The sequence below is a fragment of the Pseudogemmobacter sp. TB195 genome (assembly GCF_058313095.1).
Genome location: NZ_JBZEGG010000035.1, coordinates 15,539 through 42,455, shown reverse-complemented (window position 1 = coordinate 42,455; position 26,917 = coordinate 15,539). Strand labels below are relative to the sequence as shown.

Annotated in this window: 28 protein-coding genes, 4 pseudogenes and 1 other annotated feature; of the genes and pseudogenes, 16 read left to right on the top strand and 16 right to left on the bottom strand. The window is 63.1% G+C overall.

Annotated features, from left to right (window positions below; genetic code table 11):
- Together AC4FS3_RS25835 and AC4FS3_RS25830 are read left to right on the top strand one after the other, a co-directional pair.
- Positions 1-200 (top strand): annotated as a pseudogene (locus AC4FS3_RS25835) (hypothetical protein); the annotation flags it as partial.
- A gap of 5 nt (positions 201-205) precedes the next feature.
- Positions 206-502, top strand: coding sequence for a hypothetical protein (locus AC4FS3_RS25830; protein WP_491022895.1), 297 nt, complete (start codon positions 206-208; stop codon positions 500-502).
- Between the two features lie 518 nt (positions 503-1,020).
- Here the strand turns inward: AC4FS3_RS25830 and AC4FS3_RS25825 are convergent.
- Entirely contained in the window at positions 1,021-1,896 is an 876-nt protein-coding gene (locus tag AC4FS3_RS25825) for an AraC family transcriptional regulator (RefSeq protein ID WP_491022894.1), read from the bottom strand.
- A gap of 144 nt (positions 1,897-2,040) precedes the next feature.
- Between AC4FS3_RS25825 and AC4FS3_RS25820 the strand changes: the two genes are divergently transcribed.
- From AC4FS3_RS25820 to AC4FS3_RS25800, 5 genes are read left to right on the top strand one after another with little or no spacing between them, the layout of a single operon-like run.
- On the top strand, positions 2,041-2,772 hold the full coding sequence (locus tag AC4FS3_RS25820; protein WP_491022896.1) for an SDR family NAD(P)-dependent oxidoreductase: 732 nt from the start codon (positions 2,041-2,043) through the stop codon (positions 2,770-2,772).
- Between the two features lie 10 nt (positions 2,773-2,782).
- Positions 2,783-3,193: a VOC family protein gene (locus tag AC4FS3_RS25815; protein WP_491022893.1), complete on the top strand. Its 411-nt coding sequence runs from the start codon at positions 2,783-2,785 to the stop codon at positions 3,191-3,193.
- A complete protein-coding gene (locus AC4FS3_RS25810; RefSeq protein WP_491022892.1) occupies positions 3,190-3,531 on the top strand; it encodes a YybH family protein in 342 nt (113 codons plus the stop codon). Before AC4FS3_RS25815 ends, AC4FS3_RS25810 begins: the two co-directional genes overlap by 4 nt.
- Before the next feature lie 6 nt (positions 3,532-3,537).
- On the top strand, positions 3,538-4,542 hold the full coding sequence (locus AC4FS3_RS25805; protein ID WP_491022891.1) for a saccharopine dehydrogenase family protein: 1,005 nt from the start codon (positions 3,538-3,540) through the stop codon (positions 4,540-4,542).
- A gap of 27 nt (positions 4,543-4,569) precedes the next feature.
- Complete coding sequence (locus AC4FS3_RS25800; protein WP_491022890.1) at positions 4,570-4,962, top strand: VOC family protein; 393 nt, start codon at positions 4,570-4,572, stop codon at positions 4,960-4,962.
- Positions 4,963-5,016: 54 nt separating this feature from the next.
- On the opposite strand, the gene AC4FS3_RS25795 is transcribed toward AC4FS3_RS25800, so the two are convergent.
- Positions 5,017-5,616: a TetR/AcrR family transcriptional regulator gene (locus tag AC4FS3_RS25795; RefSeq protein WP_491022889.1), complete on the bottom strand. Its 600-nt coding sequence runs from the start codon at positions 5,614-5,616 to the stop codon at positions 5,017-5,019.
- 156 nt (positions 5,617-5,772) lie between these two features.
- Between AC4FS3_RS25795 and AC4FS3_RS25790 the strand changes: the two genes are divergently transcribed.
- The 5 genes and pseudogenes from AC4FS3_RS25790 to AC4FS3_RS25770 all read left to right on the top strand — a co-directional run bounded on the left by AC4FS3_RS25790 (position 5,773) and on the right by AC4FS3_RS25770 (position 8,634).
- Positions 5,773-6,261 carry a nuclear transport factor 2 family protein gene (locus tag AC4FS3_RS25790; protein WP_491022888.1) on the top strand — a complete coding sequence of 163 codons (489 nt, stop codon included), beginning with the start codon at positions 5,773-5,775 and terminating at the stop codon, positions 6,259-6,261.
- Positions 6,162-6,527 (top strand): annotated as a pseudogene (locus AC4FS3_RS25785) (SDR family NAD(P)-dependent oxidoreductase); the annotation flags it as partial. The gene AC4FS3_RS25790 and the pseudogene AC4FS3_RS25785, both read left to right, overlap by 100 nt.
- A gap of 64 nt (positions 6,528-6,591) precedes the next feature.
- On the top strand, positions 6,592-6,984 hold the full coding sequence (locus AC4FS3_RS25780; RefSeq protein ID WP_491022887.1) for an SDR family NAD(P)-dependent oxidoreductase: 393 nt from the start codon (positions 6,592-6,594) through the stop codon (positions 6,982-6,984).
- Between the two features lie 164 nt (positions 6,985-7,148).
- A complete protein-coding gene (locus AC4FS3_RS25775; protein ID WP_491022886.1) occupies positions 7,149-7,904 on the top strand; it encodes an SDR family NAD(P)-dependent oxidoreductase in 756 nt (251 codons plus the stop codon).
- A 208-nt stretch (positions 7,905-8,112) separates the two neighbouring features.
- Positions 8,113-8,634, top strand: a complete 522-nt coding sequence (locus AC4FS3_RS25770) for a zinc-binding dehydrogenase (protein WP_491022885.1) — start codon at positions 8,113-8,115, stop codon at positions 8,632-8,634.
- 36 nt (positions 8,635-8,670) lie between these two features.
- Here AC4FS3_RS25770 and AC4FS3_RS25765 read toward each other — a convergent pair.
- From AC4FS3_RS25765 to AC4FS3_RS25710, 12 genes and pseudogenes are all read right to left on the bottom strand, one after another.
- Positions 8,671-8,865, bottom strand: a pseudogene (locus AC4FS3_RS25765) (IS3 family transposase); the annotation flags it as partial.
- Positions 8,866-9,254 (bottom strand): annotated as a pseudogene (locus AC4FS3_RS25760) (transposase); the annotation flags it as partial.
- Positions 8,869-8,985 (bottom strand) — a sequence feature (AL1L pseudoknot). It overlaps the preceding pseudogene by 117 nt.
- A 719-nt stretch (positions 9,255-9,973) precedes the next feature.
- Positions 9,974-11,146, bottom strand: coding sequence for a DcaP family trimeric outer membrane transporter (locus AC4FS3_RS25755; protein WP_491022884.1), 1,173 nt, complete (start codon positions 11,144-11,146; stop codon positions 9,974-9,976).
- Positions 11,147-11,256: 110 nt separating this feature from the next.
- Complete coding sequence (gene folD, locus AC4FS3_RS25750) at positions 11,257-12,135, bottom strand: bifunctional methylenetetrahydrofolate dehydrogenase/methenyltetrahydrofolate cyclohydrolase FolD (protein ID WP_491022883.1); 879 nt, start codon at positions 12,133-12,135, stop codon at positions 11,257-11,259.
- Positions 12,132-13,010: a methylenetetrahydrofolate reductase gene (locus tag AC4FS3_RS25745; RefSeq protein WP_491022882.1), complete on the bottom strand. Its 879-nt coding sequence runs from the start codon at positions 13,008-13,010 to the stop codon at positions 12,132-12,134. The genes folD and AC4FS3_RS25745 overlap by 4 nt, the downstream gene beginning before the upstream one ends.
- Positions 13,011-13,019: 9 nt before the next feature.
- A complete protein-coding gene (gene purU / locus AC4FS3_RS25740; protein ID WP_491022881.1) occupies positions 13,020-13,865 on the bottom strand; it encodes a formyltetrahydrofolate deformylase in 846 nt (281 codons plus the stop codon).
- A gap of 16 nt (positions 13,866-13,881) precedes the next feature.
- The gene (locus AC4FS3_RS25735; protein WP_491022880.1) at positions 13,882-15,381 is read right to left on the bottom strand and encodes a fumarate hydratase; all 1,500 of its coding nucleotides are present in this window, start codon (positions 15,379-15,381) and stop codon (positions 13,882-13,884) included.
- A 4-nt stretch (positions 15,382-15,385) separates the two neighbouring features.
- A complete protein-coding gene (maiA, locus tag AC4FS3_RS25730) occupies positions 15,386-16,030 on the bottom strand; it encodes a maleylacetoacetate isomerase (RefSeq protein WP_491022879.1) in 645 nt (214 codons plus the stop codon).
- A complete protein-coding gene (locus AC4FS3_RS25725) occupies positions 16,027-16,725 on the bottom strand; it encodes a fumarylacetoacetate hydrolase family protein (RefSeq protein WP_491022878.1) in 699 nt (232 codons plus the stop codon). Before AC4FS3_RS25725 ends, maiA begins: the two co-directional genes overlap by 4 nt.
- Positions 16,726-16,743: 18 nt before the next feature.
- On the bottom strand, positions 16,744-17,805 hold the full coding sequence (gene gtdA / locus AC4FS3_RS25720) for a gentisate 1,2-dioxygenase (protein WP_491022877.1): 1,062 nt from the start codon (positions 17,803-17,805) through the stop codon (positions 16,744-16,746).
- Between the two features lie 12 nt (positions 17,806-17,817).
- Positions 17,818-19,038: an FAD-dependent monooxygenase gene (locus AC4FS3_RS25715; protein ID WP_491022876.1), complete on the bottom strand. Its 1,221-nt coding sequence runs from the start codon at positions 19,036-19,038 to the stop codon at positions 17,818-17,820.
- Positions 19,038-19,778 carry a glutathione S-transferase family protein gene (locus tag AC4FS3_RS25710; RefSeq protein WP_491022875.1) on the bottom strand — a complete coding sequence of 247 codons (741 nt, stop codon included), beginning with the start codon at positions 19,776-19,778 and terminating at the stop codon, positions 19,038-19,040. The genes AC4FS3_RS25715 and AC4FS3_RS25710 overlap by 1 nt, the downstream gene beginning before the upstream one ends.
- A gap of 259 nt (positions 19,779-20,037) precedes the next feature.
- Between AC4FS3_RS25710 and AC4FS3_RS25705 the strand changes: the two genes are divergently transcribed.
- From AC4FS3_RS25705 to AC4FS3_RS25690, 4 genes are read left to right on the top strand one after another with little or no spacing between them, the layout of a single operon-like run.
- Positions 20,038-21,087 (top strand): TRAP transporter substrate-binding protein, encoded by a 1,050-nt coding sequence (locus AC4FS3_RS25705; protein ID WP_491022874.1) that lies wholly within the window; start codon positions 20,038-20,040, stop codon positions 21,085-21,087.
- A complete protein-coding gene (locus AC4FS3_RS25700) occupies positions 21,084-21,686 on the top strand; it encodes a TRAP transporter small permease (RefSeq protein WP_491022873.1) in 603 nt (200 codons plus the stop codon). The genes AC4FS3_RS25705 and AC4FS3_RS25700 overlap by 4 nt, the downstream gene beginning before the upstream one ends.
- A complete protein-coding gene (locus AC4FS3_RS25695; protein ID WP_491022872.1) occupies positions 21,683-22,975 on the top strand; it encodes a TRAP transporter large permease in 1,293 nt (430 codons plus the stop codon). Before AC4FS3_RS25700 ends, AC4FS3_RS25695 begins: the two co-directional genes overlap by 4 nt.
- Position 22,976: 1 nt before the next feature.
- Positions 22,977-23,798, top strand: coding sequence for an IclR family transcriptional regulator domain-containing protein (locus AC4FS3_RS25690; protein ID WP_491022871.1), 822 nt, complete (start codon positions 22,977-22,979; stop codon positions 23,796-23,798).
- Positions 23,799-23,912: 114 nt separating this feature from the next.
- Here the strand turns inward: AC4FS3_RS25690 and ligM are convergent, their stop codons facing one another.
- On the bottom strand, positions 23,913-25,313 hold the full coding sequence (gene ligM, locus AC4FS3_RS25685; protein ID WP_491022870.1) for a vanillate/3-O-methylgallate O-demethylase: 1,401 nt from the start codon (positions 25,311-25,313) through the stop codon (positions 23,913-23,915).
- Positions 25,314-25,466: 153 nt separating this feature from the next.
- Complete coding sequence (gorA, locus tag AC4FS3_RS25680; protein WP_491022869.1) at positions 25,467-26,840, bottom strand: glutathione-disulfide reductase; 1,374 nt, start codon at positions 26,838-26,840, stop codon at positions 25,467-25,469.
- Positions 26,841-26,917 lie beyond the last annotated feature (77 nt).

Below are 26,917 nucleotides of genomic sequence, written 5' to 3'. Positions count from 1 at the left end.
TCGCCAGCGATGCTGAAGCGCGGGCGGTGGTCACCCTGGCCTGCCGCCAGCGGGCTGAAGCGCAGCATCTCGCCGATTTGGGCAAACATGCCGATGCCAACCGTCTGCGCAGACAGGCGGCCGCGACCGAAGGCCGCCTGGTCGATCCGTTCTGGCGTGATGCTGCACAGCTGGCGCTTCTGCAGCGGAGAGCCGCGTGATGCCTTTGAACATCGAGATCAAGATCTGTCACTTTGACTATCTGGCGGAGACCGCCAATGACAATGCCCCCGGCTCTGCGGATGGAACTTTTGTTACATTCGCAGCCCTCCTTCCATCGCGTGAGATCAGGCCGTCCAAATGGGCGGAAAGCCTTCTGATGGCGCTGCGGCGTGGCTGTGGCAGAAACGTTGCCGTTGCAGTCCTTCGAGCCGACCGCAGCGAGATCGCCGTGAGGGCGGCGAGCGGTCTGACGGCAGCGCGGCATGGCAGACGCGGCGACGTCGCGAAAACGGTTATTTGAACAACTTGCGGCAAAGTTGGCGGATCTTGCTGTTAACCAGCAGAAAGCAGTTTTTCATACAAATTGCATCAAACGGATGCTGTGGCATTTCTGCCCAGAGACCACGACAGTCCTTAACGGTTGAGTACCGGGCATCAGAACGTTTGCCTCAGATCGATCGTTCGAATCCCACCCTCTCGGCCAGCCCTGGCGATTTCCCTCTATGACCCGATAGCGCCGCAGCTCTGCCAATCGTCGAGCACCACCATATGGTAAATCGAACCGCCGATTCCACGCTGTTATCTGGTACTTACGTGTCCAAGCCGGCAGTGCGACAGCTTTTGAGCACCCCAGTCATTCCCCTCCCAAGCGGTAAACGTCCCGTTTCGCGGAAAGCCTGTGACCACTTTTGATCAGGCTGTTCTGCGAGCTACTGCCCGGCGGCGGCCGGCCTCCCGCGCAAGAGCGGTCAAAGGGGCCATAGCTGATTTTTGCAGTGCATTGTGTCGCCGGCGGTTCTTTGAAATCCCACCAAAGGATCACAATTGGCGTAACCGCAGCGCGTCCCGCGACGGCGGCAGGCCGAATTGGCGCGCATATTCCCGGCTGAATTGCGTAGGGCTTTCATAACCGACGCGGAACGCCACGGCCGTTGCGTTTCCATTGCCCGCGATCAGCATGGACCGGGCGTGCAGCAGGCGAACGTGCTTCTGGTACTGTAACGGACTAAGCGCGGTCACCGCCTTGAAGTGGCGATGAAAGGCGGACACGCTGAGTGCGGCCATCTCGGCCAGCACCTCGACGCGGATAGGGTGCGCGAAATTCTCCCTGATCCATTGAATAACCACCCCGATCCTCGACAGCGCGGTATCAGGTATGGCAATATCGCGCAGCATCCCGCCCATCGGCCCTTGCAGGACGCGAAACAGGATCTCGCGCTCATAGGCGGGCGCGAGCGCGGCGATCTCGTGCGGACGCCTGATCAGGCGCAGCATCCTCACCCAAGCGTCGAGCAGGTCCGCCGTCACCGGTGCGACCGAAAAGCCCGGGCTGAAAAGATCGCCGCCAGCAGTTCTGGGCATGTCCGTCAACAATGTGGCGACCATGGAGGGTTGGATCGTGAGGCTGACCGCGAGATAGGGCGCGCCGCTTGCCGACGGATGGACGGCACCCGCCGCGGGGAGGTCAACGGACATGACGAAGTAAGTCGCCGGATCGTAACGCAGCGTGCGGTCACCTACGGTCATCGTTTTGGACCCTGTCAGGATCAGATTGACCATTGGCTCGTAGACGGCGGCGAGCTGATGTTCGGGGATCACTCCCTGCACCATGGCGACACGTGGAATGCCAGTTTCGGTCCGGCGGTTCTCGGCACGTGCCGTCAGCGCACGCAGTTCGGTGAGTTGAGCTTCCATATCCCATCGCTCCCACGAAACGCGCTCCCAGACAACCGATGAGCAGGAATAGGCAAGAATCGGGCAGGATTTGACGAGCGGTGACATCGCCTTGCGTCTAGAGCTTTCTCAGCGAGATCGAAGGAGCATCGCCGTGAGTATCGCATCATCACCGGCGGCAGCCGCAGTCTCGGCGCCAGTGCCGCTGCGGAATGCGCGAGGCGCGGTATGGGCGTCATCGTGACATATAACACCAGGCCCGGGGCCGCCGCCAAAGTCGTGTCCGCTATCGAAGCTGAGGGTGGCAGGGCGGTCGTCCTGCAGCTGGATGTCAGCGACAGCGCGCGCTTCCCAGCGTTCCGGGATGCCGCCCGCGAGACGCTGGCGGCAAGCTGGCATACGGATAGGTTCGACGCCCTCGTCAAAAATGCCGGTTATGGCCTCTTCCGTCCGATGGTCGAAGTCGACGAGGACGCGTTTGACGGCCTTTACCGTGTCTACCTGAAGGGGCCGTTCTTTCTTACTCAGACGCTGCTCCCGCTGATGGAGGACGGTGGTCATGTCCTGAATATCGCCAGCGCGACCACGCGTGTGGCAACAGTGGGCTTTGCGCCCTATGTCGCGTTTAAGGGCGGGCTGGAGGTCTTGACCCGCTACATGGCGAAAGAGTTCGGCGAACGCCGCATCCGCGCCAACTCGATCGCGCCGGGTCTGATAAGGACCGGCCTCGGCGGCGGCGTGAGTCCGGAGTTCGATACCTTGCTCGCTGTTCAGACCGCGCTTGGCCGCGTCGGCGAGCCGGACGATGTTGGCTGCCTGATCGCCGGGCCGCTTTCAGAAGATCATCGCTGGGTCAACGCCCAGAATATCGAGGTTGCCGGCGGCTACATGATCTAAGGAACGAAATATGCTCGACCACATCTTTCTGACAGTCAATGACACTGACCGTTCGGTTGCCTTCTACGAACGGGTGCTGCCGATCCTCGGTATCACCGCGCGGCTCGATTACCATGGTAAGGATGGCCCGTCCGGTCATCCCGACCTGAATGGCTTCGGCGCGAAGGGACGCATGTTCTTCTGGCTGCGACGGGGCCATGCCGCGCCAGGCGCGGTCCATGTCGGCCTGGTCGCAACCTCACCGGCGATGGTGGATGCGGCGCACGCCGCCGCGTTGGCGGCCGGGGCAAGCGAAATCCACCCACCCGGGCCGCAGCTCCACTACGATCCCCGCTATTACGCCGCGCAGGTCTGTGATCCTGACGGCTATTCCCTCGAATTCGTTTTCAAGAGCTGGCAACACGAAGGGCAGCTGCCATGACCGACCACCCCTTGCGAGACGTCGCAGTCTCGCTGATTGCTGCGACCAATGCCGGCGATCTCGATGCGGTCGTCGCGCTGTTCACGCCGGACGCAGTGATCGATGATCCGTCAACTGGCCATCGCTTCGACGGCCATGGCGGCATCCGCACCTATGTTGGGCGGTATTTTGTCGGCTATCACACCGTCACGCAACTGATCGCCATCTCGACCTTGACCGATGATCGCACACGCGTGCGTGTCGATTTTACCGGCGATTTCGGCAACGAGATCGGTATCCTAGACCTCACGGTCGACGCCAACCACCGCATCACGCGCATCGACGCCGACCTCGAGTAACCGAACATGCAAAAGCTGATGATCTACGGTGCCAGCGGCTATACTGGCCGTATGGCCGCCGAAGCTGCGCGCGCGGCTGGAATTTCGCTGGTTCTCGGCGGGCGCTCCCGTGCCTCGCTTGTCCAACTTGGCGACAGCCTCGACGCCGGCTGCCGCGTATTCGATCTCTCAGTTTCCGGCGCCATCGAAGAAGCGCTGAGCGATGTGACGGCGGTGCTGAACTGCGCCGGGCCGTATATGGACACCGCCGGGCCGCTGATGCGCGCAGCGATCCGGTCGCGTGTGCATTATCTCGATATTGCTGCCGAACTGGACAGTTACTATTTGGCGGAAAAGCTGGATGAAGGCGCGAAGGCGGCGGGCGTTATGCTACTCCCCGGCAGTGGCGGCAGCGTTGCGATGCTGGGCTGCCTTGCCGGTCATGCCGCCGCGCGGGTGGAAAACCCGCGCAAGGTGGAGGTCGCCCTGCATGTCGCCGGCTCGATGTCGCGGGGGTCGGCGATCAGCGCAAGCCGCAACGTCGTGACCGAAACGCTGACACTGCATGGAGGGCGATTGACGCCGCGCCCGTCGGGCGAAACGGCACTGTTCGACTTCGGCAATGGTAAGGTGCCATGCTTTGCCGTCACCCTGCCGGACATTATCACGATCGGCCGGTCGACCGGCATTCCAGACGTGGAAACCTATGTGCATGTCTCCGGCAGCGCCTTTCCCGAGGGCGACCTGGCGGCATTGCCAGACGGCCCGGACAGGTCAGAGCGCGAGGCCAATCGATACCAGGCTGCGGTCGCGATCACCACAGCAGGCGGCACTGTCGCGCGTTCGATCCTCGACACGGTGAACGGCTACAGCTTTACACCGATGGCTGCGACCGAAGCCGCACGTCGCGTGCTGGCCGGCGAGGTCTGCGCCGGGTTCCAGACGCCGGCGGGGCTGTTCGGCAATGGCTTCGCCGAAACAATCGCCGGCACGCAGATCACTGACCTTCCACTTGGCTCAGGGCTGGGATGAATGTGACCCGGCATGAAGGAGGACGATATGGACATCATCAATCACATCGAAATCGGCGTTACTGACGTTGCGGCGTCGCGGCGCTTTTATGACGCCGCTCTTGCGCCGTTGGGGTTGTCGCTGGTCGTCAGCATCGATCCTGCGCGCACCGCGCACGGCACGGCGCGCTATGGCTTTGGCTGTGACGGCTATCCCAGCATCTGGATCCATGGAGAGGCGGGGCCCGGTCGCGCCATCCACATTGGCTTTACCGCCGCGAGTCATGATCAGGTCGATGCGTTTCACAGGGTGGCGCTTGCCAATGGCGGGACAGACAATGGTCCACCGGGTATCCGCACGCGCTATCACTCCCGCTACTATGCGGCATTCGTTCTCGACCCGGATGGCAACAATATCGAGGCGGTCTGCCAGAGCGAATGATCCGGGCCGGGGAGCGTGGGGCTTTCCTGCGCCCGTTATGACGGTGCGCTCGACTCAGCCGAACTCCTGAGCGAGCGACTTGCCGGCCATCCGTGCGCATTCCACCAGCTTCTCCTGCTCCCATCCGAGGCAGGCGAAGGACGAGAGGCCCCTTAGTGTCAAAAGAATGTAGCCGGTTATCTCGTCCGTGCGATCGGGCGCGTGTCCGGCAACATAGCTCCGGATCATCTCGGAACCCGGCTCAGACAACACTATGGCCATGTCGCGTGCAACCGGATCGTTGGCACGCATTCCTTCGGTGATCATGCAACCACGCGGCGCCCCGTGCCGCGTGTAGTGACGCGCGGCCTGGATCAGGAGGTCAGTCAGCACGTCGGCAGGAAGTCGGTCCGATGCGAGGATCTTTTCGAGTGGCAGCGCCTCATCCGCGGCGTAGTGCCGAATGGCGCGTTCGAACAGTTCCGCCTTACTTCCGTAGGCGGCGTACAGGCTGGGCGGCACGATATTCAGCGCGGCGGTGAGATCGGCAATGCTGACCGCATCATAGCCGCGCGAATGGAAAAGCGCGCGCGCGATCACCTCGCCCTTCTCGCGATCAAATGCGGCGCGGCGTTTGCGAGCCGGCGCCTCTGTTTTCTGGTCTCTGATGCTCATTCTGACCCTTTACACCGGAACACTGGGTCGGTCACCTTTATAGTGACTGCTACAAGCTCCTTGTGCCGGCCTGATTTTAGTGTATAGCAATCACTATATAGCGATTACTATATACGCCATGACTTTCGGGCCACCACGAACGACCAGGATGAAGCGATGACCGACTCTCGGATGAAAACGATTTACCGGCTGGATGCCGAAAGCGCTGTTCGACAGTTGATCGCCCGATACGCACGCAGCCTCGACGAGGGTAAGTTTGGCGAAGTTGCGGAGCTTCTCCAGTATGCCGAATTTGATGTTGTCGGGAAACTCGTTGCCGGGCGCTTCGAGATCGAAGCGTTTCTGAACAGAGGGGTACAGCGCCATGCTGATGGCACACCTCGCACCTGGCACTCGGTCACCAACACGCTCATCGACGTCGATAATTCAGGCGAGCAGGCGTCGTCGTCGAGCTATTACACCGTGTCTCAGCAACTTGACGGCTTTCCCCTTCAGCCCATCGTGATCGGAAAGTACCTTGATAGATTTGTACGCTCGCACGGGGAATGGCGCTTCGCCCGTCGGGCCGTCACGGCTCACTCTATGGGCGATCTCCGGTACCACGTCATGGGATCGAACACCGAGCCGACGAAGGTGGGCAGATGACCCTGAAGCGGCAGGCGCTGATTACCGGCGCGAACAAGGGCATCGGCCTCGCCATCGCGAAGGGACTCGCCGAGGCAGGCATGACCGTCTGGATGGCGGCGCGGGATCTGCAGCGCGGCGAGGCAGCGGTCAAGAGCCTGCGGGAAACAGGGCACGACGTCCGCCTGGTTGAACTGGGCGTTGCAAGTGACAGGAGCGTCACGCGTGCGGCTGCATGGCTTTCGGGCCAGATCGATGCGCTGCACGTGCTGGTGACCAACGCGGGAACCCTTGTCGACGCTGGGACACCACCGAGCGGGCTTGCCATGAAGGACATCGCTGACCTTCGAGGTGAGCCTGTTTGGCCCCATCCGGGTAACGCAGAGTCTCACGCCGCTGTTGAAGAAGGAGGGAGACTCCCGCGTGGTGATGATGGGGAGCGGTCTCGGATCGCTTGCCTTGATCACCGATCCCGCGTCGATCTACTCGAGCGTCAACCTGCTCGACTACAGCGCATCGAAAGTCGCCCTGAACGCCGTGACCATCTCTTTCGCCGGGGAGCTCGAACCGTTCGGAGTCAAGGTGAACAGCGTTGATCCCGGGAACGTCAGGACCGAATTGGACGACAATACAGGGGTCCTGACGCCGGAGGAAGGCGCGGCCACTGCGATCAGGATGGCCTTGTTGGATTCTCGCGGTCCGACCGGAGGATTTTTTGCCAGCCATGGGCGTCAACGCTGGTGATGTCAGGTCGGCGGAGCGGGTGACCGGCTACAGGTCGGTTCGTGCCCGCCAATCCGGCGCTCCCAATCCCGGGCATACCGCAACGCCGATCATTCCGGGGACTGAGCGCCGTCACAGAATTGCACCTCACTCACGAGTTGCATCACTTAGAAAAGGTCTGAACCATGAGTAACAAGCTTCAGGATAAAGTCGCCGTCATCACGGGCGGTTCAAGCGGCATCGGTCTTGCCACAGCCAAGGCGTTCGTCGCTGAAGGCGCTTATGTCTTCATTACCGGCCGACGGATGGAGGAACTGGACAAGGCCGCCAGGGAAATCGGACGAAACGTCACGCCGGTGCAGGGCGACGTTGCCAGCATGGATGACCTCGACACGCTTTACGACACCGTCCGCCGCGAAAAGGGCCGCATCGATATTATCTTCGCCAATGCCGCCGTGGGGGGCCTCGCACCAGAGGGTGCGGCCGCATCGCCCGACCATTTCGACCGTGTCTTCAACGTTAATACGCGCGGCGCATTCTTCACGGTTCAGAAGGCGCTCCCCCTCCTGAGCGACGACGCCTCCATCGTACTGACCGCCTCGAACGCCCACTACCAGGGCATTCCCAACTTCGGGCCCTATTCCGCATCCAAAGCGGCGGTCCGTTCGTTCGTGCGGACCTGGGCGGCGGAGTTTGCGCCTCGCGGTATTCGGGTCAACACGCTGAGCCCTGGACCAATCGACACGCCGATCATGGCCACATCCGGCCTTTCGCCGGAAGATGTGGACAGCTTCATGGAGCAGATCATCGCGAGTGTACCGCTGGGTCGCATCGGTCGTCCTGAAGAAATGGCTAGGGCCGCTCTATTCCTGGCGTCGAGCGACTCTAGCTTCATCACCGGCATCGACCTTGTCGCCGATGGCGGCATGACACAGATCTGACCGCGCGCAGAGCAAACCGCTCGGCCATTCAAGCCCCTCGGAGCGATCCCGGGGGCTTCTTTAGCATGAACAGAGTGCCAGTGCTGCACGGGTATTCCTTCCCGTTCCAGCGGGGCAGACGGCGTGAACCAGAAGCGCATCCGGCGGCTCATATGACTTATGAGCCTGATGCGCGTGATGCCGATCTACCCGAGGCCCAACACCAGTAATGGGCGGGCCGACTGTGGCAGAAGTTCTGGAAAGCTTTCATCCCGATTTCCAGGCTGGCGACATGGTGCAAACATGGTCAGGATGGCAGGATTACGCTGTCTCGAACGGCAACGGTATTCGCAAGCTTGATGAGAAAGCAGCCCCACTTTCAACTGCGCTCGGCCCTCTTGGTTTAACGGGCTTCACGGCATGGTATGGCATGACCAAGGTGCATGACTTCAAGCCCGGCGGAACGCTCGTTGTGACAGGCGCGGCGGGCGCAGTCGGATCAACCGCCGCTCAACTGGGTAAATTGCGCGGTATGCGCGTGGTGGGAATAGCCGGTGGACCGGCCAAGGTTGCCATGCTGAAGAACGATCTCGGCCTGGATGCTTCAGTTGATTACAAATCGAGTAATTTCGCGGACCAGCTACGCGATTCTTTGCCCGATGGCATTGACGCGTTGTTCGAAAACGTCGGTGGCCCGATCTTCCCGATCCTGATGGAACATTTCAATACCGATGCCAAAATGACGATCTGAACCGCGCCGGGTTTGCCGGAGGCCGATTAGGGTTAGTTACGCGGCCATGGCTTCAGTTTCCAGAGCTGCATAGAAGTTCGCCTCTGCCTCTGCTGGCGGGATGTTCCCGATTGGCTCGAGCAGGCGGCGGTTGTTGAACCAGTCGACCCATTCCAGCGTGGCATATTCCACGGCTTCGAAGTTACGCCATGGCCCGCGCCTGTGAATGACCTCGGCCTTGAACAGACCATTGGACGGGGCAATCGGCAGAAACCTGCAGATCGGCTCGACCCCGTGCGTGCCCCGATGGACATCAATAAAACCCACCATCACTTCGACCGGCGGTCGAGCTCCGCCATCGCAAAATACGCTGACGCCTTGCGCAGGATCTCGTTCGCCTGGCGCAGTTCCCGGTTCTCACGTTCCAGGGCTTTCATGCGATCCGACATCTCACTGGAAACGCCCGGCCGTTTGCCGCTGTCGATCTCGGCCTTCTTGACCCAGTCATTCAAGGTCTGGATCTTCGCCGCAATCGACATCACCGACTGCCAACGCGAGCCATGCTGCCCTTCGTTGTCGAGAACCATCCGAAACGCTCGTGCGCGCACTTCAGGGGAAAACTTGTTCGTTGTCTTGCTCATGATGCTCCACCTTACTCAGGAGTTGGAGCCTCCGGCAAACCCGGCGCGGTTCAGTTCGCGGTGGAGGCCGCGCTCAAAGGTTCGACGCTGGAGCCCCGGCTTCTGCATCTCGTTAAGCTGCGCGCCAGCCCGACCATCTGACCGTCTATCTGACCGATGTTCTCGCAACGATCGGGATCACGGATCTACGCTTTGTTTATCTTGAGGCGACGGCGAACCCGCAGATCCAGCCAAAGGTGCTGGCACGGGGCCGGGCGCTGGTCGCCGCCGATCCGCGTTTCGGAGCACTGCAACCCGCCAGCTGAGGGAGAGCAAAACCTGCGCCGCGTTGGAGCCGACAGAAGACACGATAGCCCGTGCCGCAGCCGAAGCTTCCGGATGATGTTCAAAAGTCCCATGTGGATCACTCGGTTGCCCCCCCTCGCTCGACGCGCGGGGGAAGGGTCACATGGGTCAATTCTCAATGGCCTTCTCCCATCAAGGCCCGCTCAACGTATCAGTTCTTCAGGCTCCCGTGGTCCAGCCGATGGGGTTCACTCCAGCTCGTCTCCCAAGTAAAGACAAGCTTGAAACACAGGCCGCAGACCAAGGGGGTCCATTTCGTCAAGACGACCATAAGCTGGCTGTTTTCACGAAAGATCGCATTCAGTTACTGGTATGGATGACACAGTAAATGCTGCGCCATCCCTGACAATGGCTGGCGCAGCATCTCGTGATGATCAGAAGGCAAACATCGCCGACAGCTGGACACGATTGTTGGCGAAACGCGCGCCATCGCGTTGTTCACGTTCTGCACGGATGTATTCAACACCGAAGGTGGTGTTCGCCGCGGGCTTGGAGCGCGCCGTCAGATGCAGTGTCCTGATCTCATCAGTGCCGTTAGACCCCTGGCCGACATAGGGGTCATACCGGCTGAACCCGACGGCCGCACCCAGATCAAACCGGGCCGAAAGCGATTGGCTTGCAGAAAGCGAAAGCGCCTGCATGCCGATGGTTCCGCCAAGCGCATCCAGATCGTGGAAGGTCTGTGTACCGGTGCCCGCCTGTTGACCCGCAAAGGGGGCGTAAGCCATGAGAGACGAGATCCCCGAACCTCGGGTATAGGCCAGCTGCACCAAGCCGCCCTCCCACAACTTGGCATTGCCGCTGAGCATCACAGCCCAGCCACGGGCACTGCCGGTGGACGCACTGTCCAGCGGGCGGGACAGGAGCGCCAACCGCAGGGTGCCCTTGTCGAACTTCTGCGCCAACGTGCCCACCAGATTGAACCCGTCCGCCCAGCTTGCCGGATCCTCCTCCAACGAAACCGCAAGCGTGGTGGCGCCGAGATCGCGGGTATAGCGCAACTGCGCAACGCGGTTGGCTACCATACCCGCGGGGCCGTTCAGATCAAGCGTTGCCGGCACCTCGCCCAAGGGCACGAACAGGCTCCACGTCTGACCGGCGAGCACCCCTCCCAGTTGACCCCAGGCGTGGCGCAGACGGAATGTACCGCCCGTGCCGCCCAGAAAATCGCCTTCGATGTTGAAGGCAAGCGTCCCGCTCTCTGTGTCCTGCGTGCCGCGAATGCCGATGCGCGACTGGAAGGCATGCGCGCGGCTGTCCGATTTCTGTGGCGTGGCGGCCCCCACCCCGCCGATGCCTGCGGTGTTCAGCCCAAGCCCATAGCTGTCGTCGTAAAGGGCATCGGCCTTGATCAGCCCGTAGAAACTTAGCTTGAAGCCTGTCGGCGTGGTGATCGCGGCCGGTTTGGCAGCTTGTGCCTCCAGCGCGGCGATGCGGTGATCAAGCACATCCAGATCTTGCGCCAAAGTCGGCGCTTGCCAAGCCAGCCCAAGACAGATCGCGACAGGCAGATGGCGCAATGGCCATCGGTTTGCAATCCAACGCATTTTCTTTCTCCTCCCAGAGTGTTTCAGACCTGTAGCCCCTTCGCGAAGCCGCAGGCTGCAGTCATGTCGGCCAGTGTTGTTGTCCTGGTCCTGGCCATTCGCGGGTGACGTCACCGCCGATCGGGCAGATTCATCGCGGCCCGAGCGGCGGTCAGGGTGTTGTGCAGAAGGCAGGCAATCGTCATCGGTCCCACCCCGCCTGGGACGGGGGTGATCGCAGAGGCCACGTCCCGCGCCGCGGCGAAGGCCACATCGCCAAGCAACAGCGGCTTGCCATCGCGCTCGACCCGGTTGATGCCGACATCGATCACGGTGGCGCCGGGCTTTATCCAGTCACCCCGGATCAGTTCCGGCCGCCCGACCGCAGCCACCAGAATATCCGCGCTGCGGCAGACTTGGGGCAGATCGCGGGTGCGCGAATGAGCGATGGTGACGGTGCAACCCTCGGCCAACAACAGGCGGGCCATCGGTTTGCCCACGATGTTCGACCGCCCGACCACCACGGCATGACATCCCGCAAGGCTGGACCGGGCCTCGCGCAGCAGCATCAGGCAGCCAAGCGGCGTACAGGGCACCAACGCCTGCTGCCCCGTCGCCAGCAGGCCCGCATTCAACGGGTGGAATCCGTCGACATCCTTGGCTGGATCAATCGCCGTCAGGATCTGCTGGGCATCGATCTGTGCAGGCAGGGGCAGCTGCACCAGAATGCCATGCACCGCCGGATCCGCGTTCAGTCGCCCGATCAGTTCCAGCAGCACGGCCCCGGTTGTCGTCTCTGGCAGGTGATGTTCGGAACTGCGGATCCCGACCTCGGTGCTTTGGCGGGCCTTATTGCGGACATAAAGGCTGCTGGCTGGATCAGCCCCGACCAGAACCACGGCCAGAGCCGGCGCCAGACCGTGATGAGTGCGGAAGTCCGCAACCCTCGCGGCAATCTGCGCGCGCAGCCGAGCGGCAGTGGCCTTGCCGTCAATCAGCCGCGCCGTCACGCCGACACCCGACGCATCCAGTCTGCCGTGGCCCCGATCCCGCCCAGGGGAAACAGGTGGATGTGCCGGATCAACCCTTGCGGATCACGGCTTTGCGCATCCACAAACGCGGCAAGCAGATCATCCGCCTCGAACGGGCGCAGCAGCGCGGTCAGATCCATGGCGCGTTTTTTAAGCACCCGCAGCGAAGGACCGACCCCGCAGGCGATGGCGAATTTGATAAGGCTCGACAGTTTGGTCGGCCCGGTCAGACCGATATGGATAGGCAACTCCACGCCCCTTTCCCGCAGCCGCGCGGCCCAGTCCAGGACCGGCGCAGCCTCGAAGGCGAACTGGGTCACGATGGCCATATCGATACCCGCAGACCGGGCATATTCCTGCTTTTGCAGCAAAAAATCGTCCAAGGCTTCGGGTGCTGCGGGCGCGATATCGGCATTGCCCTCGGGGTGGCCCGCGACATGCAGCCGGTCGAAGCCATGTTTGATGAAGACGCCGCTTTCCAGCAGCTGAAGCGCGGAATGCAGGCTGCCGCGCGGCGTGACCGGCCCACCCCCCAGAACCAGCGCCTCATGTATCCCGGCCTCGTCCCGGTAGCGGGCGAGCAGGCCGTCGACCTCTGCCAGATTGTGGAAGATCCGCGCGGGCAGATGCGGCATCACTGTAAAGCCTTCGCCGGTCAGTCGGCGGGCGGTTGCCACCATGTCCTCGGCGCCCGTGCCCTCGATATGGGCCAGATAGATGCGCGTGTCCGCAGGCAGGATCGCCGAAAAGCTGGGGATCTTGGCGGCCGTACGCGGCATCACCTCGATCGAAAAGCCGCGGCGCAGCCGGTGCGGATCAGATTGCTGCGGGGAAAGAGAGGGGACCAGTTTCATGCCACCCCCTCAGCGCCGGAAGACGACGGTGCGCGCACCGTTCATCAGAATGCGGTCTTCCAGATAGCAATGCACCGCATCCGCCAGCACCCGCCGTTCCGTGTCACGGCCGATGCGGATCATGTCTTCGGGCGAATGCGCGTGGCTGACCGGCTCGACTCCTTGGGCGATGATCGGCCCCTCGTCCAGATCGGCGGTCACGAAATGGGCCGTGGCGCCCACCATCTTCACCCCCAGATCAAAGGCCTGATGATAGGGTTTGGCACCCTTGAAGCCCGGCAGGAACGAATGGTGGATGTTGATGCAGCGTCCTGACAGGAAGGCCGACAGGTCATCGGACAGGATCTGCATGTAGCGCGCCAGAATGACCAGTTCGGCCCCCGTGCGGGTCACGATCTGCTTGATCTGAGCTTCCTGCGCGGCCTTGGTCGCGGCCGTGACGGGTAGGTGATGGAAGCGGTCGGCGGGAATGCCAACCAGCTCGCTCGCGTCCAGCTGATGGTTCGACAGCACCGCCACGATGTCGAGGTTAAGCTCGCCGATCCTGACACGGTAAAGCAGATCGGCCAGACAATGGGTAAAGCGCGAGACAAGAATCACCACCTTGCGCGCCGAAGCCGCCCGCCGCAGCGTGATCTGCGCACTGATGCTGTCTGCCACACTCTGCAGATCGGCCAGAAGTGTGGGGTGTGCCGGCGCCCGGAACGACAGGCGCATGAAGAAGCGCCCGGATTGCGTGTCGTCGAACTGCTGCGATTCAAGGATGTCGCCGCCCAGTTGGTGGATCGCGCTTGAAATGCGCGCAACAAGGCCCGGCCCGTTCGCACAGGTGATGGTCAGGATATGCTCGATCATGGTTCTTCCCGAAGTCTCAAGTGGGGGCGGCCCTGCGCCAACGGGCGGGGCCGGTCTGGTGAAGTGAGGTGCCTTCCGCATCGACGGCGACGATGACGGGCATGTCCTGCACGCGGAATTCGTGGATGGCCTCCATCCCCAAATCCTCGAAGGCGACGATGCGGGCGGCGCGGATCGCTCGGGACACCAGAATGGCGGCGCCGCCGACTGCGATCAGATAAGGGGTGCCATGCCGCGCGATGGCGGCGATGACTTCGGGGCCGCGCTCGGCCTTGCCGATCATCACCGCAAGGCCGGTTTCGGCCAGCAGGCGCGGGGTGAATTTGTCCATCCGGGTAGAGGTGGTCGGCCCTGCCGGTCCGATCACCTCTCCGGGTGCGGCATCGACGGGGCCGACGTAATAGATGGCCCGTCCCTGAAGGCTGACCGGCAATGCCTCGCCCCGGTCAAGCATCGCATCCATCCGTTTATGCGCGGCATCGCGGCCGGTCAGGATATGGCCCGACAAAAGCAGGGTATCGCCGGCCTTCCAGCTATAACGCTCGGCTTGGGTCAGATGGTCCAGATCGACGCGCCGGGCGCCGTCTTCCGCCCGGGCGGTGAAGTCGGGCCAAAGGCTGATCGGCGGGGGCTCCAGATCGAAGCCCCGCTCCGCATCTAGCCGGAAACGGACCATCCGCGTTGCCGCACATTGCGGGATCAGCGCGACCGGCATCGCCGAGGCATGTGTCGGCGCCGTCCTCAGTTTGACATCCAGAACCGAGGTCAAGCCGCCAAGTCCCTGTGCCCCGATGCCCAAGGCATTGACCCGGTCGCACAGCGTGACGCGAAAATCCTCTTCCGGGGTGCGTGCGGGCCTCTCGCGCAGCGTGGTCATATCCGGCGGGTCGTAAAGGCTTTCCTTGGCCAGCCGCATCGCGATGTCGGCACTGCCTCCCACGCCGATGCCCAGCATCCCCGGCGGACACCAGCCCGACCCCAGCTTTGGCAGTTCCGCCAGCACCCATTCCATCACATCATCCGAGGGTCGCAGCGTGATGAAGCGGCTCTTGTTCTCGGCCCCGCCGCCCTTGGCCATCAGGCCGATATCGATCCCGTCGCCGGGCACCAGATCGATGGTCAGCATCGCCGGCGTGTTGTCGCGGGTATTGCGGCGCCCGAACAACGGATCGGCCACCATCGACGCCCGCAGCGGGTTCCTCTCGTCCGCCCATGCGCGTCGGATGCCTTCGTTGACCAACGATTGCAGACTTCTGTCGCCCTCCAGCTGCACCTGCATCCCGACCTGCAGCCAAGCATTGACGGTGCCGGTGTCCTGACACAGGGCCCGGCGCCCCAGCGCCGCCATGCGCGAGTTGGTCAGGATCTGTTCAATTGCCGCGCGGGCAACGGGACTTTGCTCATCCGCGTGGGCCTGGGCCAGATGGCGGATGTAATCCACCGGATGGAAGGCAGACAGATACTGCAGCGCCTCGGCCACGGCGTCGACGATCCGTGCATTGGAGATCAGCACCATCGGCCTAGCCCTTCGGTGCATCGGGCTGGCGGTCGGGGTGGGCCTCTTGCACCGCAGGCAGAGCCAGCATCGCGGCATGGGCCTGTGCCAGTCGCGGATAGTCGGCTACCCTGACGCCCGCCCGTGCCGCATTGGCGACCTGCGGAACCAGACAGATATCGGCCATTCCGGGGGTCTCACCGAACAGATACGGACCGGGGTTTCCCACCGTCTGCGCCTCAAGTCCGCGGAAGCCCTCGGCGACCCAGCTCCCCTCCCATTTGCGGATGGCCTTCTCGTCCAGCCCCAACGTCTCTTGCAGGTAATGAAGGACGCGGCGGTTGTTCAGCGGATGGATATCACAGGCTATCAGCAGTGCGGCGGATCGGACCTGCGCCCGCGCCAAAGGGTCGGCGGGCAGGATCGGCACGGCAGGATGGGTCTCCTCCAGCCATTCCATGATGGCGATGGACTGGGGCAGGACGGTGCCACCCACATCCAGCGCAGGCACCAATCCTTGCGGATTGGTCGCCAGATAGGCAGCCTGGCGATGCGCCTCGCCCCGGATCCAGACGCCACTGGTGTCATGCGCCACGCCTTTCAGGCGCAGCGCGATCCGCACCCGCCAGGCCGCGGTCGAGCGGAAGAAGTCATAAAGGACCGGCGTCATGTTCTGGCTCCGATGGTGGTGACCAGATCGGGGAACCCGTTGATCCCGCCGCGCATCGTCTGACCGGCCGTCACCGGGCCGATACCGGCCGGCGTGCCTGTCATGATCAGATCGCCCGGTTCCAGCCGCCACAGGCGCGAACAGGCGGCGACAATCTCGCCCAGCTTCCAGATCAGCTGCGCCAGATCGCCGGTCTGCTTGCGCTGTCCATCGACATCCAGCCAGATTGCGCCCCGGTCGGGGTGACCGATGTCTTCCACGCGCAGGATCTCGGTCACGGGGGCCGAGCTGTCGAAGGCCTTGCCTGTGTCCCATGGCCGCCCCTCATCCCGGGCTGCAAGCTGAAGATCGCGGCGTGTCAGGTCATTGCCCACCGCATAGCCCATCACATGGTCCAATGCCGATCCGGGGTCTAGGTCCGCCCCCGCCGTGCCGATGGCCGCCACAAGCTCGATCTCGTGGTGCAGATTGGTGGTGGCCGCCGGATAGGGGAGGGTCGCGTGGTTCTGAACCAGCGCATCGGCGGGTTTGGTGAAGAAAAACGGCGGGCTGCGATCAGGGTCGCGCCCCATCTCGCGGACGTGTTCGGCATAGTTCCGACCGACGCAGAAGATGCGTCGGACGGGGAAATCCACGGACAGCCCACGCAGGGGCAAGCTGGGCCGCAAGGGCGGCGCAAAGATGTAGTCGGGCATCTGTTTTCCTTCGTCGGCTCAGTGCGAGGGGGGGAAGCAAGGTGCATCATTGCCCCGCGTTTCCATGAAGAAGCCCAGCTTGTCCTGCGCCGCGCGGTCTGAGTAATTGAACAGGAACGCGTCGGTCTCGGCTTCCAGTGTGAAGGGCGTCCAGGCGGGGACGACGAAGATGTCCTTCGGTTTCCAGGCCATGCGTTTGCCCGCGACCTCGACATGGCCGTGCCCTTCGGTCACGACGAAAACCGAGCTTTCGGTCGAGCGATACGGGGTCGAGACGAAGCCCGCCGGCAGCTTGCGCAGATAGGTCGCCAGCGTCGGCATCGCCCAATCGCCGTTGATCGGGTTGGTGTAGCGCAGCCGCCACCCGTGGCAGGGGTCGGGCGCCCCGGTCCGTGAGACCTGTTCGACCGAGGCGCGGCTTTTGACATAGGGATAGTTAAACACCGGCGAGGATTTGCGCGCCCAGGCCTCGTCCACCGGGGCAAGGCCGGATCCGAACCGGGCCAGACTGTCGCCCTCAGTCTTCACGATGGCCTGGCTTTCGGTTTCCAGATCCTCTTCGAAACCGGCGTTGAACAGGCGAACCATCGGAATATCCAGCCCGTCCAACCAGATCATCGGCTGATCCGACAGGTTGCCGTGATCATGCCAGCGCCAGGGTGGGGTCACGATGAAATCGCCAAACTCCATCGTGGTCTTTTCGCCGCCGACGGCCGTATAGGCGCCCGAGCCGTCCAGCACGAAGCGCAGCGCGGCCTGGCTGTGGCGGTGCGAGGGGGCAACTTCGCCCGGAAGGATGATCTGGAAACCCCCGAATATCGAATCCGCGATGCGGCTGGTGCCCTTCAAGGACGGGTTTTCCAGGATCAGCACACGGCGTTCGGCCTCTTTCGCGGTCACCAGGCGGCCGGCTTCCAGAATATGCGGCCGCAGTGCATCGAAATCCCACAGATGGGCCACCGCCTGCGGCGCAGGTGCAGGCGGAACCAGCCCGCGCAGACGGCCCCACAGCGGGGCAAGCGCCTGAGATTCAACGGTGTCGATGTAAGACTGCGGTGTCTTCGCCAGAGCGTCACTCATGTCGTATCCTCCTTAAAAGTCGTTCTGATCGCCGTAGAGCCAGTCCACGGCCGAATAGTCCTGCGGATTGCGGGCGCGCATGATCCTGTCGCGAACCTCAGATTCGATGCCGCCGGAATGGATCACCTCGCCGAAGCGGCGGGCGGTCAGCTGGACACGCGCCGTGCGCAGCAGACGCCGCGCCTCGAAGGCGGCGAATGTGGTTTCGGGATCGCCCTCTGCATCGGTCATGCAGCGGGCCAGAACCGCCGCATCCTCCAGCGCCTGGCAGGCGCCCTGGGCCAGATACTGGTACATCGCATGGGCGGCGTCGCCCATAAGGACCACAGGACCGCGCCACCAGGGGCGGAAGCTGTCGACATCGCGCAACGGCCAGCGGATGCCCCGATTCACCCCGGTGATCGACTGGCGCACATGCGGCGCCATGGTGCTGAAGGCAGCGTCCAGCTCTTCCGGGGTACCCCAATCCTCGTGCGAGGGGTCGTACCTGTCCGACAGGAATACCGCGGCCTGATTGTAAAGCTCTCCGCCTCGAATCGGATACTGGATCAGGTGGATCCGGTCGCCGCCGTAAAGGATGATGTTGTCGCCATGGGTGGTGGTGTTCATGCTTTGCGAGGGCACGGTGCCGCGATAGACGACATAGCCCGTGCCCTGTGGCCGCATCTCGCCCGTTACCGCGCGACGCACGGCCGACATATTGCCATCGGCGCCCACCAGACGACGCGTGACATAGGTCACCCCGTCAGAGCAGGTGACGCGCGCAAGATCCCCCTCGATGGCGACATCGGTGACATGCCGGTTGTTCTCCAGCGTCACATTTTCCGACTGCCGCGCCTTTGCCAGCAGTGCCTCCAGCAGGTCAGAGCGGTGCATGACCAGATAGCGGTAACCGAACTGGCGCACGAAGCCGGCGCCGAGGTCGATGCGCGTGATCTCTTCGGCGGTGTTGATGTCGTGAAATGCGATCCTTTCGGGAAAGATCGCTTTGGCCTGCAACTGTTCCAGCACACCAAGCCGGTCGAGCACACGCGACCCGTTCGGCCCGATTTGCAGACCGGCCCCGACTTCGGAGTATTCGGGCGCCCGTTCCAGCAGATGGACCGGAAAGCCCGCATCGGACAATGCCACGGCGGTCGCAAGCCCACCGATCCCGCCGCCGACAATAAGCGTCGTTTCTGCCGACAGCACGATGGTGTTTGCGCTGTCCGTCGATCCAGCAAGCCGCTGCATCATGCGACCTTGGCCGCTTGAAAGCGCTGGCGCACTTTGGGGATCGCTTCAAGATAGGCGGGGCGCGCCTTCACCAATGCGATCCAGCGCTGGACATTGGGCATCTCGGTCCAGAGGCCGACGAAATCCAGCTCTTCCAGCCGGTCGATAAAGGGCGCGGCGGCGATATCGGCAAGGGTATAGCGGTCGCAGGCCAGCCATTCGGACTGCGCAAGCTGGCGGTCAAGGCGCTGCAGGGCCGCGGCCATCTTTGCGCGGGCCTCGCTTACGGCGGTCGCGTTGAACGGCTGGCGCGCTGCATCATGCAACTCGCGGGCGCGCTGCGGATTGGGGTGCTTGCCCATCAGTTCGGCAAGCTCTTCATCGGAGAGCACCGCAAGTTCCTGCGCCATCATCATGTTGAAGGTCGCAGGGCGGATGGCGGGATGCAGCACGTCATCCTCGTATTTCACCCAGAACCGCATGCGGGCGCGTTCCACCGGGTTGGCGGGAACCAGACTGATCTGCGGGAAAACCTCGTCGAGGTATTCGTTGATCAGGGTGGATTCGACGATCGGCACGCCGTCATGCACCAGCGTCGGCACCACCCCGTTGGGGTTCAGCGCCAGATATTCCGGCCGGGTGTGTTCCAGCTTCATCAGGTCGACATAGTGGCTGGTCCAGTCCAGCCCCTTTTCGGTCAGGCACAGCCGGACCTTGATCGAGCAGAACGAGCGCCAGTCGTGATACAGTTCAAGCATCTTTCTTCCCCTCCATGCGGCGGTTCACCGCACGGAGTGATCGGCCGAAGTGGCTGGCATGACCAAAGGTTTGCCAATGGCTGTCCGTTAGCCGGACGAATGGATGACCGTTCCCCTTATTTTTCTGCACCAGCAAAGCCGCATTGCAGCAAAAACTGTCCGGCTACCGGACAGGATGCAGATTGAAATCAGGCCCGCATTTCGGAAGCCCTACTGTCACCCCCGACCGGAGAGGCGGTCAAAGAGGGAGGAGACCACAATGGACAAAGCCGTGTTTCATGGCCGGCGCCGCTTTTTGCGCGGTGCCGCCACAGCAGGGGGCGCGCTGCTTGCAGCGCCCGCGATCCTACGGGCGCAGACGCAGTACAACCTGACAGCCAGCCTGTTCCTGCCCCCGCAGCATCCTTGGGTAAAGGACTGGCTGGAGCCCTGGGGCGAGGAACTTTCGGCGCGCACCAACGGTGCGGTCTCGCTACGGATCTATGGCGCGGGCAGCGCTTTTGGTCAGGCGGCGCGGCAGTATGATCAGGTGGTTGCCGGGGCCGTCGATATCTCGGCGGGCATGCGCGGCTTTCCGGCCGGGCGGTTCCCGCTGACGGGGCTGATCGAGATGCCCTATCTGGTGCGCGGCGCGGGCGCGGCCTCGCAGGCACTGTGGGACAGCTATCCCAACCATCTGGCCCCGGAATTCACGGGCGCGAAGGTGCTGACCCTTTATGCGCAGAACGGCGGCTCGATCCATACGCGCGACCGCGAGATCACCCATCCATCCGAGCTGAAGGGTCTGCGGATCCGCTCTCCCAGCCCGATGGTGAACCGGCTTCTGGAATTCTACGGCGCGGTTCCGGTCGGCATTCAGGCCAGCGAGATCTACGAAAGCCTGCAACGCGGCACCATCGACGGCACCATCATGCCGTTCAATGCGGTGGCCGCCTACAGTCTGGGCGAGGTGCTGAAGTTCCATCTCGATGCGGATACCGCAACCTCGGGGTTCTTCTTCGTGATGAACCAAGCCAAGTTTGACGGCCTGCCCGAAGAGGTGCGCCACGCCATTGACGAGACGACGGGCGCGGCCTTCCTCGACCGCTGGCAAGGCTGGTGGGACGACTGGGATGCGCCGGGGATCAAGGCGGCCGAAGCCGCAGGCAACAAGATCACCGTTGTCCCTGATGCTGAACGCCTTGCCTGGGCCGCAGAGGCGCAGCCGCTGACCGAGGCGCTGCTTGCCGAAATAGAGGCTGCGGGCCAACCCGATACGCGCGCCACCTATGCCGCGTTCCAGGACAGTGTGCGGCGGATCGAAGGATGAACCCGCTGGAATTGGGCCTTCAGCCCGACCCCGCCGCCCATCCGGGCCCGTCCCCGGACCAGGGCGCGCCGCGCTTTGCCTTGATGGCAGCGCTTTACCGCCTGAGCCGCCGGCTTCTGGCGGGTCTGGCGGTGGCGGGCGTGGTCATCACACTCGCCGCCGCCGTCATTGTCGTGGCCGACATCGGCCTGCGGTTCATCGGACAGCGCGGCGTGATCGGCGGCGTCGATCTGGTGATCCTATCCGTTGTCTGCGTTGCGCATTTCTCGATCCCCTACGGGATCATCGAAGGTCATCATATCCGCATCGACGGGCCGATCTCGCTGCTGTCGGCCCGCTGGGTGGCGCTGTTCGATCTGCTTTCGGCGCTGATCATGCTGATCCTGTTCTGGGGCATCACCTCGACCGGGCTTGATCAGGCAAGGATCGAGGCGGCACTGGGCAATGTCTCGCAGACGCTGGCCATTCCGGTCGGCTGGTACTGGGCGCCGATGGTGCTCGGCTCGGCAGCCTCGCTGCTGGCGGCACTGATGCTGGCGATCCGCCACGGCCTATTGTTCCTGACCGCCTGCGACATTGCAAAGGAAGAAAAGAAATGAGTCCTATCGCTTCGGGCCTTGCCGGCTTTGGCGTCGTGATCGTGTTGATCGTGATCCGGGTTCCGGTGGGCATCGCCATGGGCATCGTGGGCATGATCGGCCTGCTGCTGGTCGGGGATCATGCGCTCTACACCTATCTGATGGGCTCGCTGCCTTTCGAGAACAGCGCATCCTACACATTGTCGGTGGTACCACTGTTCATTGCCATGGGGGTCTTTGCGGGCCGGGCGGGGCTGACCCAGCAGCTCTACAATCTTGCGAACGCCTACCTGGGCGGGATGCGGGGCGGGCTGGCGGTGGCCACAATCGGGGCCTGCGCAGGCTTTGGCGCGATCTGCGGATCTGCCATGGCCACTACTGCGACCATGGCACGGGTGGCCATCCCGCAGATGCAGCGGTTCGGCTATGACATAAGGCTTGCGGCGGCAACCGTTGCCGCGGGCGGCACCCTGGGGATCCTGATCCCGCCGTCGATCATCCTGATCATCTATGCCCTGCTGACCGAGCAGTCGATTGGACAGCTTTTCGTGGCGGCCATGCTGCCCGGCGTGCTAGGAACGCTGCTTTACATGGCAGCCATCCTTGTGGCGGTGCGGGTGCGCCCCGACTGGGCGCCGCCCTCGATCCGTATCGTTGCCGGCGAGAAACGGCGCACCCTTGCCGCAGCCCTGCCGGTGGTGGGGATGTTCACCCTGGTGATCGGCGGGATCTACACCGGCATCTTCACCACCAACGAGGCCGCGGCCGTGGGGGCGCTGCTGGCGCTGGTGTTCTGCGTGGTGATGCCCGCCGGACGGGGCAAGCTGTGGGGTGGGTTGCCGGAAACCGCTGCCACTACAGCCTCCATCTTTCTGATCCTGATCGCCTCGGGCCTGTTCAATGCCTTTCTCGAGATCACGGACATGCCGACCGTGGTGGTCAGCTGGATCGCCGCCTTTGATCCCGGCCCTGTCACCTTCCTGCTGGTGCTAAGCGTGTTCTACATCGTGATGGGCATGTTCATGGACGAGCTTGCATTGATCCTGCTGACGCTGCCTGTGGTCTTTCCGATGATCCAGCATCTGGGGATCGATCCGATCTGGTTTGGCATCTATGTCGTGACGATCATCGAAGTCGGGTTGATCACGCCGCCTGTGGGATTGAACCTGTTTGTGGTGCGGGGGGTTTCGGGTATCCCTGTGGGGCAGATCGCGGTGGGTGCGGTTCCCTTCGTGCTTGTCGATCTGCTGCGTATCGGCCTGCTGATCGCATTTCCTGCCATTGCAACCTGGCTGCCGGGATTGATGTAAGGTGAACGACCGGGCTTTCGAGGAAGGGGCCTGCGATGATCCGCAGGACAAGACGCGGGATTCCCAGCGAGGGGTGCGGCGCACGATTGCCGTCATCCGGGCGCTGAACGCGCTGGATATGGCCAGCGTATCGGAAATCAGCCGCCTGACCCGCATCTCGCGCCCGGCCGTCTACCGGATCATTGAGGCCCTTGTGGAAGAGCGTCTGATCGCCCGGCATCCGTCGGGCGACACCTATCATCTGGACATCGGGATCCGCAGCCTCAGCGACGGGTTCCGCGATCAGGACTGGGTGCTGGGGATCGTGGCGCCTATCGTCGACCGACTGCAAAAGGCCATCGTCTGGCCCACCAATTTTGGCACATTCCGCAACCATTCTATCGTGATCCGCCACACCAGTCGCCGCCAGTCACCGCTGGTGATCGACAATGCCACGGTCGGGCTGGAGGTGCCGCTGATGGAAACGGCCATGGGTCTGGCCTATCTGTCGGCCTGCTCGCCCCGCGAACAGTCTGAAATCCTGTCGGTCCTTGCCACGCTTGCCGAACCGGGCGAGGTGCTGGCGCAGGGCGAAGCGGTCGCGCGCAGCCTGATCGAAAAGACAAGGGCGCGCGGCTATGCCACGCGCCCGGGGAATTTCATGCCTGCGACCCGCAGCATGGCCGTTCCGGTGATGCTGGCGGATCGGCCGGTCGGCGTTATCGCCTTCACCTATTTCAGCTCGTCCTGTTCAACCTCGGAAGCGGTGGAACGCTATCTGCCCAGTCTGCTGAATGCACAAAGGGCGCTGCGTGACAGTCTTGAAGGGCAGTCGATCCCCTGATCAACGGGCAGGCCGCCTTACCGGGGGTATCCTGCGCGGCAGGCCTGTAGGCTGCCACGCAGGCTGCATTCATGCGCAGGCGCCCCAGACGGCAGTCGTCCGGGGCCTGCAGTGTCAGGCGGGGACGCGCGACCGCCAACCTTCGGCATATTGCGTGCGGGCGATGGGCGAATAGGGGGCCACTTCCACCCTTGCGCGGATTTCGGTCTGGCGGTGACGTTCGACGTTGCTTTTGCGGGTGCCGCCTTCTGGCTCGCCCCAAAGGATCGAAACCTCGGCGCCGATCTCGACATCGGGCGCGGCGATCCCAAGCGAGACCATCATCCGGTAATTCCACTCGCAGCCAGCATACATCGACAAGCCAACAGCCCGTCCATTCTGGCGTACCGCATCATAGTCATGCGAGGAATAGTTCGACAGCGGTAGCTCGATGTATTTGTAGGGCAACTGGTCGGGGTCGAACATCGAGGCCATGACGCGCGCCACATCCTCGGGGTTCCAGACATAGGTAACCTTGCGGCGCTGCGCGGCAGGGTCCATCGCCTGGAGGGCCTCGGCCCCGATAAAGTCATGGTCGAACTTGATGAAGTTGCCATAGCCCATCTCGTACGGCGTCAGGTAGTAATCCTCGAACCGGCCGGGCACATGGCTGCCACCAATGGCCGCGCGGGCCTCATAGCTGGTGGCGGGCAGCCATTCGCGGTAGGGCCGCATCGCCTCCCCAGTATAGATCGCGGGCAGCGCCGAAGGAATCCAGGCCGAGCCGAACACCGTCGAGGCATAGGCCCGCGATCCGACCGCACGGATGCCGAATTCGGCGCCCGCCTCCAGGATCGCCGCGCGGATTTCCTCGCGTTCGGCATAGGGGCCCCAGATCTCGAGGCCCGGGGTGCCGGCCATGCCATGGCGCAGTGCGCGTACCTCGCGTCCGGCAATCCGGATGCGGCCCATGTTGAAGAACTTGATCTCTGGCCGCACACCACCGTTCAGCTTGGTGATGATGTCCATCGCATGCGGACCCTGGATCTGATAGCGGTAGAGGCTGCGGTTGACGGCCCGCCCCCCCGGATCCGAGGGAGAGCGGTCCTCACGCGTGATCTCGACATCCAGGCCAAGTCTTTCGGCGTTGTACTTCAGCCAGTTCGGCACGATGGGCCGCCCGACGACCAGAAGTTCATTCTCGGCCAGATAGAACAGCACCCCATCACCGATAAAGCCGCCATCGGGTGCGGCGCAGATGATCTGCTTGGCCTTGTCGGGGGCAAAGCCCTTCAGGCTGTTCACGGCCACCGCCGAGATCAGCTTCAGAACATCGGGGCCCGTCATATACTGATAGGTCATGTGATGGGTCTGATCAAGCAGCACCGCGCTGGTCGTCCAGGCGGTCTGTTCGTCGCGCCAGTTGGAAAACTCTGCCGGAACGACAGGGAATGAATAGGCCGCAGCCGAGATGTTGCGCAGATCGTCCAGATAGTCGGCGGACGCAGTCATCGCATCTTGAAGTGATTTCACCATGGTTTCCTCCCGTTCGGGGGCCGGACAGACACCTTGTCCTCCTGCATCTGCGGCCCTTTGTCCGAGGCTATCTGCTGGGGGGGACCGGCTCCAGCAACAGGATGGAAGCGTTCGGCTGGCGGACAGGTTGCGGGACCGTTCAGCCGCTCGAGCTCAGGTCGACCGGACAGGGCGTGCCATGGTCACAAGCTCTTCTGCCATGGTCGGATGCACGGCCAGCGTGCGGTCAAAGTCGGCCTTGGTCGCGCCCATGGTGACTGCCACGGCCGCCAGCTGGATCAGCTCGCCCGCATCGGGGGCAACGATGTGACAGCCAAGCACCCGGTCACTGGCCCGCTCGACGATCAGCTTCATTAGCGCGTGATCGGCCTCGCGTCCGGCGAAAAGCGATTTCATCGGACGGAAGCGGGCAGCATAGATGTCGATGCCGGGGGTTGTCGCAAGATCCTCCTCTGTCTGGCCGATGCTGCCGATCTCGGGGCGGGTGAAGACCGCACTGGCAATCATGGGCGGCACGGATCGCGCGGGTTGCGCGCCGAACAGATGGTCGGCCAAGCCATGGCCCTGCCGGATCGCAATGGGTGTCAGGGCAATCTGGCTGCTGACATCACCAACGGCATAGATGTTCGGGGCAGTGGTCGCGGATCGGGCATCGACAACAATCCGTCCGTCCGGCCCGGTTTGCACGCCCGCCACCGCCAGCCCCAGATCACCCGTGTTGGGACGCCTGCCCGTGGCATAGAGTATATGCTCGAACACCGCCGTACCGCCGTCAGAGAAGCACACCCGATGACCCCGCCCGGCCCAGTCAAGGCCCGTCACCCGACAGGAAAGACGCAGCTCAACCCCCTGCCGTTGCAGAGCTTCCGCCACGAGCTGACGAGCCTCGCCGTCGAACCCACGCAGAATCTGCGGGCCGCGACAGGCCAGCGTCACCTTCACCCCCAGCCCGGCCATGATCGACGCAAATTCGCATGCAATATAGCCGCCCCCCACAATAAGCAGATCACCGGGCAGGGCCGGCAGATCGAACACATCGTTCGAGGTCAGAACGTCATGCCCATGGACCAGGTCCGGTAGGATCGGCACCCCGCCGGTGGCGATCAGGATATGGCGCGCGCGGACCACTCGGCCATCCGCCAGCCCGATGGTCTGCGGGTCGATCAGCCGGGCACGGACATCGAAAATCTCGACATTGGCAGCAGCCAGCGTCCGGCGATAGGCCGCCTCGAGCCGGTCGAGCTCGGCGGTCAGATTCTTCTGGAAGATCGGCCAGTCGAACCCTTGCCGTTCGACCTGCCAGCCATAGGCGCCGGCATCCTCGATCCCGGCCCCCAATGCGGCGGCATTGACCATCAGCTTTTTAGGCACGCACCCCCGGATCACGCATGTGCCGCCCATCCGGTATTCCTCGGCAAGGCCCACGCGGGCGCCATGCTGACCAGCCGCGACGCGCGCGGCACGCACGCCCCCCGATCCGCCACCGATCACAAAAAGGTCGAAGTCGATATCCTGCCCGTCCGGCATGCGTTCCCCCGATGCATATGCGTGTCGGAGCTGCTTGCGCAGATCGGGTAGCGACCACAAAGACCGTTGCGGACCCT